Genomic DNA, 14,828 nt, shown 5'->3' on the forward strand with positions numbered 1-14,828 from the left:
GTCAGCCGCCCGCCGTCTGCAACGCCGAGCAGGCTCCGCACGCCGCGCAGCCGGCGGTCTGGTCCGAACCCTTCATGCCGGCGGCGATGAGGGCCTGCGAGACGCGGAACGTGACGTCGTGCAGCACGGAGCCGTGCGGTGCCGTGGCCCCGTCGACGTCGGTCGCGAGCGTGCCGCGCAACGGGCGGAACGGCACGACGAACGGGTAGACGCCCATCTCGATCAGCTCCTGCGCCCCGGCGACCATCTCGTCGGGGTCCTCGCCGAGGCCGACGAGCAGGTACGTCGACACCTGGTTGCGTCCGAACACGCGGACGGCCTCGCGCCAGGCGGCACGGTACTCGTCGAGCGACACCCGCGACTTGCCGGGCATCCAGCGCTGCCGCACCGCGTCGTCCATCGACTCGACGTGGATGCCGATCGAGCGGGCACCGGCCTCGTACAGGTCGGTGATCGTCGAGAGGTTCCCGGGCGGTTCGCACTGCACCTGGATCTCGAGCCCGGGCACGGCGGCCTTGATCGCCCGGACGCAGCGGGCGAGGTGCGTGGCCCCCCGGTCGCGACCCTTCGACGTGCCCGTGGTCATCACCATCTGCTCGACGCCGTCGAGCCGCCAGGCGGCCTCGGCCACCTCGGCGATCATCGCCGGGGTCTTGACGGCGACGGTCGACCCCGAGTTCAGCGACTCCTCGATCGAGCAGAAGCGGCAGCGCTCGGCCTCGTCGTAGCGCACGCAGGTCTGCACCACGGTGGTCGCCAGCACCTTGGCCCCGTGGAGGCGCGCGATCTTCTCGTACGACACCCCGTCGGCGGTCGCGAGGTCGTAGAACCGCGGTCGGTCGACCGGGGACACCTCGATGCCGGTGTCCTCGCCGTCCAGCAGCAGCCTGCCGTCGTCGACGAGGTACGGGCTGTCCTGGTTCTGCGGGATCGCGGACTGCAGCCCCTGGAACAGGACGTGTCCGTCGTCGCTCGGCCCCGCGCCTCCCTGTCGGTTCACCGGCGCGGCGACGCGGATGCCGCGGATGGCGACGTCGACCCGGGTCGAGAGGGCGCCGGCGTTGGTGATGGTCACGGGCGCACCGGCTCAGACCATGTAGGTGCTGTTGATGATGGCGCCCTTGCGGGCGTAGTGGATCACGGCGTCCTGCACGTCGAGCGGGTGACAGGGGATCACGCCGGCGATGAGGTCCTCTTCGCGGTTGCCGTGCAGGGCCAGGCCGAAGCGGCAGCAGAAGACGGTGCCCCCCTCGGCGATGAAGGTCTCGAGGGCGTTGTTGATGTTGTTCTCGCCGGGGAACCCGTCCGCGCCGGTCGTGGGGAACCCCCGGTTCGCGATGCAGTTCATCGAGCCGGGGCCGTAGAAGTACAGCACGCTCGTGAAGCCCTTCCGCAGGGCCCTGGTCGCCTGGAGCACGGCGACGAAGCTCACCGACGACTCGTGGGCGATGCCGTGGACGAGCTGGAAGTAGTACTCGTCCTTCGTGGCGGTGTAGTCGGGGAAGATCTTCGTCGATCCGTAGAGGGTGCTGCCCTTCGGCAGCGACGGGTGCGCGATCTCGTCGCGGCTGGTCTCGATGTTGTCGAGGATCTGTTGGTCGAAGTCGATGTCGCTCATGGTGCGGGCTCCTTGCGGGGTCGGATGAGGAACTGCCGGTCGATCTGGCACGAGTCTTCGGTCGTCGTGTTGCCGATGGATTACGAAAGATCGTCGTTTTGTTTCGGCGCGGCTCGGCGCACCTCTCTATTGCGACCCCGGTCGGCGAAACGATCTCTTATTCCGGCGGTAACCAATCCGAAACACGTCCTGACGTTCACTTGATGCACCGCAGGCCCCTGCGCACCCCGTCCCACCGACGCACCGCAAGGAGACACGATGGCAACGACCGTCGCGGCCGTCTCGGCGAACTTCACCCGAGACCTCGACCAGAACTTCGCGCTCATCGAGAGCCTCGTCCGCGAGGCCCGTGAGGCCGGCGTCCAGCTGCTCGCCTTCCCCGAGGCCGCGATCGGCGGGTACCTCTCGTCGCTCGGCAACCACGGCGACACCCTGAAGACCACCTCGCGGTCGCTGCCCCCGGCGATCGCCCTCGACGGCCCCGAGCTGCGCCGCGTGCAGCAGATCGTCGGCGACATGGTCGTCTGCATCGGCTTCTGCGAGCTGGCCGACGACGGCGAGACGCGCTACAACGCCGCCGTCTGCCTCGACGGCTCACGCATCTACGGCTCGTACCGCAAGGTGCACCAGCCGCTGGGCGAGGCCATGTCGTACTCGGCGGGTGACGTCTACGAGGCCTTCGACACCCCGGTCGGCCGGCTCGGCCTGCAGATCTGCTACGACAAGGCCTTCCCCGAGGCAGCGCGTTCGTCGGCGATGGACGGCGCCGAGATCATCGTCAGCATGTCGGCCTGGCCGGTCGCGCGCACGGCCACCGCCGAGAACCTCCAGGACGACCGCTGGACGTACCGGTTCAACCTGTTCGACCAGGCCCGCGCCCTCGACAACCAGGTCTTCTGGATCGCCTCGAACCAGGCCGGCACCTTCGGCTCGCTCCGCTACGTCGGCAACGCCAAGGTCGTCGACCCCGGGGGCAACGTGCTCGCGACGACCCTGCTCGACGCGGGCCTCGCCGTCGCCGAGATCGACGTCGAGGGCACCTTCCGGGCGATGCGGGGCGGCATGTTCCACCTGCGCGACCGCCGCCCCGACGCCTACCGCACCGGCGAGGCCGAAGCCGCACCCGAGAGGAGCCTGACCCGTGCCTGAGATGACGTTCCGGGTGCGCTGGCCCGACGGCAGCGAGACCTCGTGCTACTCGCCCAGCCTCGTGGTGCACGACCACCTCGTCACCGGTGCCGAGTACCCGCTCGCCGAGTTCGTCGACCGCTCGACGACGGCCCTCCGGCTCGCGAGCGAGCGGGTCTCCGCCGCCTACGGCTTCGCCTGCACGTCCGCGATGCAGCAGGAGGCCGAGATCGTCGCCACGGCGGCGACGCACCGAGGAGGCGCGGTGCGGGTCCTCGAGATGCACCCACCGCTGCCGGCGCTCGCGACCGCGCCCGCGCCTCCTGCGTCCGACGCCTCGACGGGGGCCGCCTCGTGACGGCGCCGCGCCGCGTCGTCGACGGGACGCACGTGTCCGTGGCCGTCGTCGGCGGCGGCCAGGCGGGCCTGTCGGTCAGCTGGCACCTCACCCGGCGGGGCGTCGACCACGTCGTGCTCGAGCGCGACACGGTCGCGCACGACTGGCTCGACCGCCGCTGGGACGCCTTCACCCTGGTGACGCCGAACTGGCAGTGCGTGCTGCCCGGCCAGGCGTACGACGGCGACGACCCGCACGGGTTCATGCGCCGCGACGAGGTGCACGCCTGGCTCCGTCGGTACGCCGACGAGTCCGACGCCCCCGTCGTCGAGGGCGTGCTCGTGACGCGGTTGCGCGACGCGGTCTCGGGTGGCTACGAGGTGGTGACCGACCAGGGCACCCTGTTCGCCGACCAGGTCGTCGTCGCCACCGGCGGGTACCACCGCCCCGTGCTGCCCGCCGTGGCCGCCGGGGTCTCGGCGGACGTCGTCCAGCTGCACTCCGCCGACTACCGGTCACCCGACGCCCTGCCCGACGGCGACGTGCTCGTGGTGGGCTCCGGCCAGTCGGGCGCCCAGATCGCCGAGGACCTGCACCTCGCCGGCCGTCGCGTCCACCTCGCCCTGGGCTCGGCCCCGCGCTGCGCCCGGTCCTACCGCGGCCGCGACTGCATCGCCTGGCTGAGCGACATGGGCGTCTACGACGTGCCCGTGCACGCCCAGGTCGGCGGGCTGACGAAGCGCGAGTCGACGAACCACTACATGACCGGCCGTGACGGCGGGCGCGACATCGACCTGCGCGCGTTCGCCCTCGAGGGCATGCGGCTCTACGGCCGGCTCACCGGGGCGGACGGCACGAGCCTGACCTTCAGCCCCACGGCCGAGGCCTCGCTCGACCACGCCGACTCGGTGATGGAGTCCATCAAGGACGACATCGACCGCCACATCGACCGGACCGGCGTCGACGCCCCGACGGAGCCGCGGTACGTGCCCGTCTGGCGGCCCGAGGCCGAGGTCACCGAACTCGACCTGCGCGGGTCGGGCATCACGAGCATCGTGTGGTCGGCAGGGTTCCGCAGCGACTACTCGTGGGTGCAGGTCGGGGTCTTCGACGGAGCCGGTCACCCCACCCATCAGCGGGGGACGACCACGTCGCCGGGGTTGTACTTCCTCGGGCTGCCCTGGCTCCACACCTGGGGCTCCGGCCGGTTCGAGGCGATCGCCCGGGACGCCGAGCACGTGGCCGACGGCATCGCCGCACGGGCGGGACACCCACCCGTGCTCGACGGTGCGGTGCCCGAGGACGCCGTCGTCCGGTGACCCGGCGGTGCCGGGCTAGCCTGTGCCCATGGCCGAGATCACGATGGGTGCCGTCGCCGCCCACTTCGGTCGCGACGTCGAGCGCACCCTCGCGAAGCTGCCCGGCATGATCGGACAGGCCCGCGAGCGCGGCGTCGACCTGCTCGTGCTGCCCGACGCGACCGTCGGCGGGTACCTGCTCGACCTCGTGCACCCCGGGCCCGAGGCGTTGCCGCCCGCGGTCGAGATGGACGGGCCCGAGGTCCGTGCCGTGGCCGAACTGGCCGGGGACATGACCGTCTGCTTCGGCGTCGCGGAACGGGAGCTCGCCGACGGCGCGGAGGTGCGCTACAACAGCGCCGTGTGCGTCCAGGGTGGCCGCGTCCTCGGCACGCACCGCAAGGTGCACCTGCCGCTCGGCGAGTCGGAGGCCTACCGCGCGGGATCCTCCTTCGAGCCCTTCGACACCCCCGTCGGTCGGCTGGGCATGATGATCGACTTCGACAAGACCTTCCCCGAGTCGTCGCGGACCCTCGCCCTCGGCGGTGCCGAGATCCTCGCCTGCCTCAGCGCGTGGCCGGCCAGCGTCACCGATCGCTCCGACCGCCTGCGCAACGACCGGCAGGCCCACCTGTTCGACCTGTACGACTGCGCCCGGGCAGCCGAGAACCAGCTCTACCTCGTCTCGTCGAACCAGACGGGGGTGCTGGGCGGCCTGCGGTTCCTCGGCCAGGCCAAGGTCGTCGACCCGGCCGGCGAGATCGTCGCCAAGACGTGGGCGAAGGGCGGGCTCGCCGTCGCCACGGCCGACGTGACCGGCGACGTCTCCCGGGCCCGCCGGACGATGGACCACCTGCGGCAGCGCGCACCGAGCACGTACGCCGTCGACCCCCGCTGATCCGGCCCACGACCCCGAGGAGCTCCGTGCGCATCGCCCAGGTCACCTACTCGACGAAACCGCGGGGCGGCGTCGTGCACGCGCTCGCGCTGTCCGAGGCCCTCGCCCGACGGGGCCACGACGTGACGGTGTGGACCCTCGGGCGAGGCGGTGACCAGGCGTTCTTCCGCCGGGTCGACGCCGCGGTCTCGATCAGGGTCGTGCCGTTCGAGGCACGCGACGACGAGTCGGTCGGCGACCGCATCCAGCGGTCGATCGAGACCATGCGTGCCGCCTTCGCCCGCGCTCGCGAGGACGAGCCGTACGACGTGGTGCACGCCCAGGACTGCATCTCGGCGAACGCCGTCGGCCCGTGCGTCCGGACGATCCACCACCTCGACGAGTTCACGACACCCCAGCTCGTGCGTTGCCACGACGAGGCCGTCCGCCGGCCCCTCGCCCGCCTCTGCGTCTCGACCGCCGTCGCCGCCGACGTCGAGGCCGGGTGGGGGCTGACTCCCACGGTGATCCCCAACGGCGTCGACTCGGCCCGCTTCGCCGCCGCCTCGGGGCCCGCGGGAGCAGCCGCCCGCGAACGGTGGCACGGACGACTCGGCCGGTACGTGCTGGCCCTCGGGGGCATCGAACCCCGCAAGGGCAGCCTCGACCTCGTCGAGGCGTACGCCCGGTTGCGACGTGGCCGGCCCGACGTCCGCCTCGTCTTCGGTGGCGGCGAGACCCTGTTCGACTACCGGGAGTACCGGGCCGCCGTCGACGCCCGCGTCGCCGAGCTCGGCCTCGACCCGGTGCTGCTCGGGGTGGTCGACGACGACGAGCTGCCCTCGCTCGTCGCGGCGGCCGGGGCGCTCGCCTTCGTGTCGACGAAGGAGGGCTTCGGACTCGCCGCGATGGAGGCCCTCGCGGCGGGCGTGCCCGTCGTCGCCCGCGACCTGCCCGTCCTGCGCGAGGTCTTCGGCGGCACGGTCGCCTACGCGACCGACGTCCCGTCGATCGAGGAGGCGCTGGTCGCGGCCCTGGACGGCTCCGGTCCCCCGGCCGGTACCGGTCGTGCCCTCGCCGCGTCGCACGACTGGGACGACGTGGCCCGGCTGCACGAACGCTTCTACGCCGCCGTCGGAGAGGAGGGCGACCATGGTCAGGCAGTCGATCTCGCGCATCGTCACGGGTCTCGCTGAGGCCGACCCGGACCGCGTGGTGGCCCGCGACGACACGGGGACGCTGACGGCGGGCGAACTGGACCGCGCCTCCCGGGTCCTGGCCCGCGCCTACCTGGACCTCGGCGTGCGACGGGACTCGCTCGTGACGGTCTCGTTGCCGAACACGCTCGAGATGATCGTCGTCTGCGCGGCCGTCTGGAAGTGCGGCGCCACGCCGCACCCTGTCCCCGGCGGGCTCGACGACGACGAACGGGCCGAGCTGGAGTCGCTGGCACGCCCGGCCCTCGTGGTCGGCGTCCGGTCGGCGTCGGCCGACGTCCCTTGGCTGCCGGAGGCCTGGACGCCCCCGCCGGTCGTCGACGCCGACCCGGCGGCGCCCCTGCCCGACGCCTGGGCCACGAGCTGGAAGGCGCCGGCCTCGTCGGGCTCGACCGGCCGCCCCAAGATCGTCCTGGCCACCGCGCCGGCCCTGCTCGATCCCGACCTGCCCGTGACGTCGTTCCTGCCCCGCGAGCAGGTGCAGCTCGTCACCGGGCCCCTGACCCATTCGGCCGTCTTCACGTACGCCTTCCGCGGCCTGCTGACGGGTCACGAGCTCGTGCTGCTGCCCCGCTTCGACGAGCGGCGCGTGCTGCGGGCGATCGCCGACCACCGCGTCACCTGGACGATGCTCGTGCCGACCATGATGCACCGACTGCTTCGCCTGCCCGAGGCGGAACGGTCCGCGGCAGACCTGTCGTCCCTCGAGACCGTCGTCCACCTCGGCGCCCCGTGCGCCCCCGGGCTCAAGCGGCGCTTCCTCGGGTGGGTCGGGCCCGAACGGGTGGTCGAGGTCTACGCCGGCAGCGAGTCGAACGGCGTGCTGACCATCCGCGGCGACGACTGGCTCGAGCACCCGGGCAGCGTCGGTCGGCCGACCGACGGCACGCGGGTGGCCGTGCGGTCGCCCGCGGGCGTCGACCTGCCGCCGGGTGAGGTCGGCCACGTCTGGCTGCACCGCGGGGGCGACCCCACCTACCGCTACCTCGGGGGGCGCTCGGCGCGCACGGCGGACGGGTGGGACACCCTCGGCGACCTCGGCCACCTGGACGCCGACGGGTACCTCGTCGTCGTGGACCGGGCCGACGACGTCATCCTCCGCGGAGGCGTCAACGTGCACCCGGCCGAGGTGGAGCGGGTGCTGGAGTCGCATCCGGCCGTCCGCAGCGCCGTCGCGTTCGGGGTCGCGGACGACGACCTCGGACAGCGCATCGAGGCCGTGGTCGACGTCGACGGGGCCGTCGTCGACCCCGACGACGTCGTGGCCTGGGCCCGCGACCGACTCGACGCGTCGCGACGGCCGGCCTCGGTGCGGGTGGTCCACGACCCCGTGCGCGGCGACACCGGCAAGACTCGACGCCGGGCGTGGGCCGCCCTGGCGACGGCCGTCCCACCCGGCGAGGACCCGTCGCCACACCCCGGGTCGGGGAATGCCTGATCGCACGGTACATTGACCTGAGTCGGCCTCGTCGTCGGCATCGGACACCCACACGAAACAGGACCCCCATGGGATCGCTCATCTACGGCACGTCGGGCATCGAGGTCGAGTTCGAGGACCGCGTGCTCGAACACCTCCAGATCGTCATCGCCACCAAGCTGCGTCGTCGTGAGTCGTTCTTCTTCTCGTGGCGCGACACGCAGAAGGTCGGTGACGGCCGCAGCAGCATCTGGCTCGACGCGGGCATCCCGCTCTACTTCAAGTACTCGGGCGGACGCGTGCCCTCGATCAACCGGGACTGGCTCACCGAGCTGACGGCCTCGTCGAACAGCTCGTCCGGCCTCGTGCTGACCGACGAACCCAGCCTCGACAACAGCGCCAAGCGCCGCTGATCCGCCCGGGTCCGGGGCGGGCTCAGCCCCGACGTGCCCGCGTCCGTCGCACCAGGGCGACGACGGCCCGCCAGCCCACGACGAAGACTCCGAGCACCACGATCGTGACGATCACGAAGCTGAGCTGCACGCCCTGACCTGCGACCACCCGCAGCAGCACCCCGATCACCGCGGTCGACACCCAGACGACCGCACCCGAGCGCAGGTCGGCCAGCGGCCAGCGGACGCCGGTCACGCTCGCCCAGCCGACGACCGCGCCGACGACGAACGGCCACAGCGTGCCGAGCAGGCCGGGCAGGTCGAGCCCCTCCGCGTGACTGCGCCGCCCGATCACGACGAAGGCCAGCACGACGACGAGGTCGACGACGACCGGCCACCAGGCCGGGGCGGCCGGCGCTCGGCGGGCCGGACCAGGGCTCGGAGCGGGGCTCGGGGTCTGGCGGGTCATGTCGGGTCCTCTCGGGGCGTCGGCACCCGGGGCCGCCCGGCGGACGCCCGCCTCAGCGGGACCGCGGCTGCTCGAGTGCGCGCGACAACTCTGCCAGGAGTTCGTCGACCTGTGGGACCACCAGACGGTCGATGGCCTCGGCGATGCGCGGACGGTGCTCGACGAGGGCCAGGCACAGACTGGTGCCGACGGCTTCGGCGTGGTCGCCGGCCAGGGTCAGCTCGCGTCGCAGGGCGGCCTTGGCCTCGTCCGAGTACTCGGTCTCGGCCGCGGGCTCGGCCTCCGGCCGTGCGTCGGACCCGGCGTCGGCCCGCTCCCCCGGACGCCCCGAGGGCTCGTCGGCGGCCGGTCCGGGTGCGATCGAGCCCGACTCGGGCGTCACGGGCGACGCCGGAGAGTCCGGGGGCAGGAGCCAGCCGTCCAGGTCGTCCGGGTCGAACGGCGCCTCGGCGTCGGCGTGGTCGGACCGGGACGTCGCCCGAGGGCCCTCCGCGCCGGCGACGATCGGGTCGGGCGGGACCACGCCGTCGTCCGAGGGTGCCCCCGCGAGGCCGGCGAGCGTGAAGAGGAACGGCTGGCCCGGTTCGGGCTCGGGGTCGAGGTCGAGACCCTGGAACTCGGGATCGAGACCCTGGTCGGGTCGGTAGCCCCGCGCCTCCTGGGCCTCAACGAGCCGCAGCTCGCGGGTGACCAGCGGCAGGTTGCGGGCCGTGTACTCGTCGACGTCGTCGTCGACGATCTGCCGCAGGCGGTTCAGCAGCGCGTGCTGGACCGCGTGCGGCACGTCGTGGTCGAAGCCGGCGGCGGTGGCGACGGGCGAGCCGAGGCACACCCGGCACGGTCGGGTCCGCCCGCGGGCGGTGCCGACGTGCCACCGCGGCAGCCACCGCAGCCACGCGTCCACGGCCGAGCTGACGCGTCCTTCGATCTGCTCGGCCATGAGGTCGAATCTAGGGCGAAACCGGGCCGCCGTGCCGACACGCCCGGGCGATTCGCGGCGACGGAGGCGTTCTCGGGACCCGAGGGCGCACGGGTCGTCCTCGCCGCGGACGACGCCCCGGCGAGACCCGGGTCAGCCCGACGTGACGAAGTCGATCAGTTCTTCGACCCGCCCGAGCACCGACGGCTCGAGGTCGGCGTAGCTGCGCACCCGCGACAGGATGTGCTGCCAGGCCCGCGCGATGTCGGCCTGGTCGTCGTGCGGCCAGCCCATCGCCTCGCAGACGCCGTGCTTCCACTCGACCGTGCGGGGCACGACGGGCCAGGCGTCGACGCCGAGACGGGCCGGCTTGACGGCCTGCCAGACGTCGACGAACGGGTGCCCGACCACGAGCACGTGACGCCCGAGCGGACTGCGGGCGATGCCCTCCGCCACGCGGCTCTCCTTCGAGCCCGGCACGAGGTGGTCGACGAGCACGCCGACGCGCCGCTCGGGCCCCGGCCGGAAGTCGCGCAGCACGTCGGCCAGGTGGTCGACGCCCTCGAGGTACTCGACGACGACGCCCTCGACGCGCAGGTCGGAGCCCCAGACCTTCTCGACGAGCTCGGCGTCGTGACGGCCCTCGACGAAGATGCGGCTCTGTCGGGCGACCCGGGCCTTCGCACCCTCGACGGCGAACGACCCCGACGCGGTCCGCGCCCGCCCCTGCGGCGCCGCCCTCGGCACCCGCAGGGCGACGGCGGCACCGTCGATCAGGAACGAACCGGTCAGCGGGAAGGCCCGGACGCGGCCCTTCCAGTCCTCGAGCTCGACCGTGCCGGCCTCGACCCGCACGATGGCGCCCGTGAAGCCCGACCGCGCCTCCTCGACCACGAGGTCGCGCACGGCGTCGGTCGGCGTCGGAGCCGGCTTGGACGAGCGCTTCCAGTCACCGGCGAGCACGTCGGCACCGTACCGGTCGTCATCCACGGGGGCCTCCTGAGCGGGGTCGGGGTTGGTAGGGGCGGGGCGGACCCTGGCGGGGACCGTCGCCGGACGGCGCGGTCGGCCCGCCGGGCCCTCGACGCGGAGTGGAGCTCGCCACCGGGGGCACGGCTGCCGGTCGTGAGGCACCGGACGCCGGACGAGCACCGGGCGTCGTCCCCGGGCCGGGCCTCGAGCGCGAGCCGGGCGTCAGGGTGATCCCGCCCGACGTGCGAGCAGGCGCCTGCGCGGTGGCCCGCGCCGACGACGACGGCGTGAACCCGGCCGTGGGGACCCAGACCAGGCCGACCAGGACGAACAGCACGTAGGCCGTCGAGATCGCCGCGGGCAGCCACCACACGGCGAGCGGGCCCTCTTGGGACACGATCGCCAGCACGAACAGCACCGCCACGAACCACAAGGAGGCGCTGGTCGCCACGGCGAGGTACCGCGCGTACCGGCGCCTCATCTCGGCCCGGTTCGCGGGCTGCTTCCAGAAGGCGGCGTGCGGCACGAGCAGGTGGCGGGCCGGCGTCACGGCGAGGAAGGCCGCCGCGACGAGCCAGACGAGCACGATGCCGACCACGAGCAGCAGTCCCAGCAGGCCGAGGTCGCTGCGACTCGCGGCGAACGCCGTCCCACCCGTCTCGCTGAGGTGGACCAGGACCACCCGGCGCGGCAGCAGGCGCGAGGCGACGGCGAGGGCCGCGAGGACGCCCGCCAGGGCGACGGCCACGCGCAGGGCGGGGCGGAGGCGCGCGACGAGGTTCATCGTGCGCCACGCCCCACCGCGGCCGTGGTCACCTCGGTCAGGCCTGCGCCCGCTCGAGGACCAGCTCGCGGACGCGTGCGGCGTCCGCCTGGCCCTTCATGGCCTTCATCACGGCACCGATGACGGCACCGGCGGCCTGCACCTTGCCGTCACGGATCTTCGCGAGCACGTCGGGTTGGCCGGCCAGGGCCTCGTCGATGGCGGCGATCAGCGCACCGTCGTCGGAGACGACCTTCAGGCCGCGGGCCTCGACGACCTCGGACGGGCTGCCCTCGCCCGCGACGACGCCCTCGAGCACCTGACGGGCCAGCCGGTCGGTCAGCTCGCCGCCCTCGACCAGGGCGATGAGCTCGCTGACGTGCAGCGGAGACACGAGGCTGGACGCCTCGACGCCCTGCGCGTTGGCGAGGCGAGCGATCTCGCCGGTCCACCACTTGCGCGCCGCCTGGGGTGAGGCACCGGCGCCGACGGTCTCGACGAGTTCGGTCAGCAGCCCCGAGTTGACGACGTCCTGGAACTCGAGGTCGGCGAAGCCCCACTCGGCCTTGAGCCGGCGGCGCTGGGCGACCGGCGCCTCGGGCAGGGCCAGGCGCAGTTCTTCGACGAGCTCGCGGGGCGGGACGACGGGCAGCAGGTCGGGCTCGGGGAAGTACCGGTAGTCGTCCGCGTCGCTCTTGGGCCGACCCGCCGAGGTCCGGCCGGTGTCCTCGTGCCAGTGGCGCGTCTCTTGCGTGATGGTGCCGCCCGCCGCGAGGATGGCGGCCTGACGCTGGATCTCGTGGCGGACCGCCCGCTCGACCGAGCGGAACGAGTTGACGTTCTTGGTCTCGGTGCGGGTGCCGAGCTCCTCCTGCCCGTGCGGGCGCAGGGAGACGTTCGCGTCGCAACGCAGGTTGCCGCGCTCCATGCGGGCCTCGCTGACGCCCAGGGCCCGCACGATGTCGCGGATGGTCGACACGTAGGCCGCGCCGAGCTCGGGGCCCTTGGCGCCGGCGCCGATGATCGGCTTGGTGACGATCTCGACGAGCGGGATGCCCGCACGGTTGTAGTCGACGAGCGAGTGGTCGGCGCCCTGGATGCGCCCGGTCGACCCGCCGACGTGCGTCAGCTTGCCCGCGTCCTCTTCCATGTGGGCACGCTCGATCGGGATCGCGAAGATCGTCCCGTCCGGCAGTTCGACCTCGACCTCGCCCTCGAACGCGATCGGCTCGTCGAACTGGCTGACCTGGTAGTTCTTGGGGTTGTCGGGGTAGAAGTAGTTCTTGCGTGCGAACCGCGAGCTCTCGGCGATCGAGCAGCCCAGGGCCAGCCCGAGGCTGATCGAGTAGCGCACGGCCTGTTCGTTGACCACCGGCAGGGAGCCGGGCAGGCCCAGGTCGACCGGCGTGACGTTGGTGTTGGGCTCGCCGCCGAAGAAGTTCGGGGCGTCCGAGAACATCTTGGTCTTGGTCGCGAGTTCGACGTGCACCTCGAAGCCGAGGACGACCTCGTACTTCTCGAGGGCCTCGTCGTAGTCCATCAGGTCTGCCTTGGCCATCAGATGACTCCCTCGGTGGCGGCGGTCTGCTCGGAGGCGCTCAGGTCGGGCGCCCGCGAGATGAGCGTGTGGCCCCAGCCCTGCTCGAGCAGCTGCTCGAGGGCGGCGCCGTAGGTGTACAGGCGGGCGTCGCCGCGGGCGGGCGCCATGAACTGCAGGCCCGTCGGCAGGCCGTCTTCGTCGGCGAGGCCCATCGGCACGGTGATGCCGGGGATGCCGGCGAGGTTGGCGGGGATCGTCGTGATGTCGTTGAGGTACATCGCGAGCGGGTCGTCGATCTTCTCGCCGAGCGGGAACGCCGTCGTGGGGGCGGACGGCGAGACCAGCACGTCGACCTGCTCGAAGGCGGCCGCGAAGTCGCGCTGCACGAGGGTCCGCACCTTCTGGGCGCTGCCGTAGTAGGCGTCGTAGTACCCCGCGCTGAGGGCGTAGGTGCCGAGGATGATGCGGCGCTTGACCTCGGGGCCGAAGCCGGCCTCGCGCGTCGCGGCCATGACGTCCTCGACGGTGCCGCCGCCCTCGGGGACGACCCGCAGGCCGAAGCGCACCGAGTCGAACTTGGCGAGGTTGCTCGAGGCCTCGGCCGGGAGGATCAGGTAGTAGGCGCTGATCGCGTGCTCGAAGCTCGGGGCCGAGATGTCGACGATCTCGGCGCCGGCGGCGCTCATCAGCTCGAGCGCCTCGGCGAAGCGGGTCTTGACGCCGGCCTGGAAGCCCTCGCCGTTCAGTTCGCGGACGACGCCCACCCGGACGCCCTGCAGGGCACCGCCGGCCAGGCCCGTCCGAGCCGCCTCGGTGAACGACGGCCAGGCGTCGCGCAGCGAGGTCGAGTCGCGGGGGTCGTGCCCCGTGATGACGTCGTGCAGCATCGCGCTGTCGAGCACGGTGCGGCTGACCGGGCCGACCTGGTCGAGCGAGCTCGCCAGCGCGATCGCGCCGTAGCGGCTGACCGAGCCGTAGGTCGGCTTGACCCCCACCGTGCCCGTGACCGCACCCGGCTGCCGGATCGAGCCACCGGTGTCGCTGCCGAGCGCTAGGGGTGCCTCGAAGGCGGCGACGGCGGCCGCGGACCCACCGCCCGACCCGCCGGGGATGCGGTCGAGCGACCACGGGTTGTGCGTCGGCCCGTACGCCGAGAACTCGGTCGACGAGCCCATCGCGAACTCGTCCATGTTGGTCTTGCCGAGCGGCACGAGATCGGCCGCGCGCAGCTTCGCGACGACGGTAGCGTCGTAGGGCGGCACCCACCCCTCGAGGATCTTGCTGCCCGAGGTCGACGGCATGTCGATCGTGCACAGGACGTCCTTGATGGCGATCGGGACGCCGGCGAGCGGCCCCAGCGGCTCGCCCGCGGCGCGTCGACGGTCGACGTCGGCGGCGGTGTCGAGGGCGGCGGCGCTGACGTGGAGGAAGGCGTGGACGTCGCCGTCGACCGCCTCGATGCGGTCGAGGTGGGCGCGCGTGACGTCGACCGACGACACGTCGCCGGCCGCGAGGCGCGTCGACAGGTCGGCGGCGGACAGGTGGACGAGCGAGGTGGTGTCGGTCATGGCTACTGCTCTTCTCCCAGGATCGCGCTCACCCGGAAGCGCGAGCCGTCGTGGTCGGGGGCGCCGGACAGCGCCTGTTCGGCCGTGAGCGTCTCGCCCACGACGTCGGGCCGGAACACGTTCACGAGCGGGATCGGGTGGCTGGTCGCCGGGACGTCGTCGGTCGCGACCTCTCGGACCTTCGCGACGCTGTCGACGATGTGGCCGAGCTCGCTCGTCATCGTGTCGATCTCGGCCTCGGTGAGGGCGATGCGGGCGAGACCGGCGAGGTGCTGCACCTGCTCACGCGTGATTTCGGACATGCTTCTCTCTC

General features: G+C 72.8%; 16 protein-coding genes. 7 read left to right on the forward strand and 9 right to left on the reverse strand.

What is annotated here, in order from left to right; all coding sequences use genetic code 11:
* Position 1 precedes the first annotated feature (1 nt).
* A complete protein-coding gene (locus ABID81_RS03700; protein WP_354593476.1) occupies positions 2-1,075 on the reverse strand; it encodes an MSMEG_0568 family radical SAM protein in 1,074 nt (357 codons plus the stop codon).
* Between the two features lie 12 nt (positions 1,076-1,087).
* Entirely contained in the window at positions 1,088-1,618 is a 531-nt protein-coding gene (locus ABID81_RS03705; RefSeq protein WP_354593477.1) for an MSMEG_0572/Sll0783 family nitrogen starvation response protein, read from the reverse strand.
* A 258-nt stretch (positions 1,619-1,876) separates the two neighbouring features.
* Between ABID81_RS03705 and ABID81_RS03710 the strand changes: the two genes are divergently transcribed.
* The 7 genes from ABID81_RS03710 (at position 1,877) to ABID81_RS03740 (ending at position 8,305) form a co-directional block, all read left to right on the forward strand.
* Entirely contained in the window at positions 1,877-2,767 is an 891-nt protein-coding gene (locus tag ABID81_RS03710) for a carbon-nitrogen hydrolase family protein (protein WP_354593478.1), read from the forward strand.
* Position 2,768: 1 nt separating this feature from the next.
* The gene (locus ABID81_RS03715) at positions 2,769-3,104 is read left to right on the forward strand and encodes an MSMEG_0570 family nitrogen starvation response protein (protein WP_354593815.1); all 336 of its coding nucleotides are present in this window, start codon (positions 2,769-2,771) and stop codon (positions 3,102-3,104) included.
* 32 nt (positions 3,105-3,136) lie between these two features.
* Complete coding sequence (locus tag ABID81_RS03720) at positions 3,137-4,402, forward strand: MSMEG_0569 family flavin-dependent oxidoreductase (protein WP_354593479.1); 1,266 nt, start codon at positions 3,137-3,139, stop codon at positions 4,400-4,402.
* A 28-nt stretch (positions 4,403-4,430) separates the two neighbouring features.
* Positions 4,431-5,279 (forward strand): carbon-nitrogen hydrolase family protein, encoded by an 849-nt coding sequence (locus ABID81_RS03725; RefSeq protein WP_354593480.1) that lies wholly within the window; start codon positions 4,431-4,433, stop codon positions 5,277-5,279.
* Between the two features lie 26 nt (positions 5,280-5,305).
* Complete coding sequence (locus ABID81_RS03730; RefSeq protein WP_354593481.1) at positions 5,306-6,454, forward strand: MSMEG_0565 family glycosyltransferase; 1,149 nt, start codon at positions 5,306-5,308, stop codon at positions 6,452-6,454.
* On the forward strand, positions 6,411-7,913 hold the full coding sequence (locus ABID81_RS03735) for an AMP-binding protein (protein ID WP_354593482.1): 1,503 nt from the start codon (positions 6,411-6,413) through the stop codon (positions 7,911-7,913). The genes ABID81_RS03730 and ABID81_RS03735 overlap by 44 nt, the downstream gene beginning before the upstream one ends.
* Positions 7,914-7,981: 68 nt before the next feature.
* Positions 7,982-8,305, forward strand: coding sequence for a DUF7882 family protein (locus ABID81_RS03740; RefSeq protein WP_354593483.1), 324 nt, complete (start codon positions 7,982-7,984; stop codon positions 8,303-8,305).
* 22 nt (positions 8,306-8,327) lie between these two features.
* On the opposite strand, the gene ABID81_RS03745 is transcribed toward ABID81_RS03740, so the two are convergent.
* The 7 genes from ABID81_RS03745 to gatC form a co-directional block, all read right to left on the reverse strand.
* Complete coding sequence (locus ABID81_RS03745; RefSeq protein ID WP_354593484.1) at positions 8,328-8,753, reverse strand: DUF3054 domain-containing protein; 426 nt, start codon at positions 8,751-8,753, stop codon at positions 8,328-8,330.
* Between the two features lie 52 nt (positions 8,754-8,805).
* Positions 8,806-9,693, reverse strand: coding sequence for a hypothetical protein (locus tag ABID81_RS03750; protein ID WP_354593485.1), 888 nt, complete (start codon positions 9,691-9,693; stop codon positions 8,806-8,808).
* A gap of 132 nt (positions 9,694-9,825) precedes the next feature.
* The gene (locus tag ABID81_RS03755) at positions 9,826-10,662 is read right to left on the reverse strand and encodes a DUF3097 domain-containing protein (protein ID WP_354593486.1); all 837 of its coding nucleotides are present in this window, start codon (positions 10,660-10,662) and stop codon (positions 9,826-9,828) included.
* On the reverse strand, positions 10,655-11,428 hold the full coding sequence (locus ABID81_RS03760) for a hypothetical protein (protein ID WP_354593487.1): 774 nt from the start codon (positions 11,426-11,428) through the stop codon (positions 10,655-10,657). The genes ABID81_RS03755 and ABID81_RS03760 overlap by 8 nt, the downstream gene beginning before the upstream one ends.
* A gap of 37 nt (positions 11,429-11,465) precedes the next feature.
* On the reverse strand, positions 11,466-12,965 hold the full coding sequence (gene gatB, locus ABID81_RS03765; protein ID WP_354593488.1) for an Asp-tRNA(Asn)/Glu-tRNA(Gln) amidotransferase subunit GatB: 1,500 nt from the start codon (positions 12,963-12,965) through the stop codon (positions 11,466-11,468).
* The gene (gatA, locus tag ABID81_RS03770) at positions 12,965-14,515 is read right to left on the reverse strand and encodes an Asp-tRNA(Asn)/Glu-tRNA(Gln) amidotransferase subunit GatA (protein WP_354593489.1); all 1,551 of its coding nucleotides are present in this window, start codon (positions 14,513-14,515) and stop codon (positions 12,965-12,967) included. The genes gatB and gatA overlap by 1 nt, the downstream gene beginning before the upstream one ends.
* A gap of 2 nt (positions 14,516-14,517) precedes the next feature.
* A complete protein-coding gene (gene gatC, locus ABID81_RS03775; protein ID WP_354593490.1) occupies positions 14,518-14,817 on the reverse strand; it encodes an Asp-tRNA(Asn)/Glu-tRNA(Gln) amidotransferase subunit GatC in 300 nt (99 codons plus the stop codon).
* Positions 14,818-14,828: the final 11 nt, after the last annotated feature.

It is taken from the genome of Frigoribacterium sp. PvP054 (assembly GCF_040547465.1).
GTDB lineage: Bacteria > Actinomycetota > Actinomycetes > Actinomycetales > Microbacteriaceae > Frigoribacterium.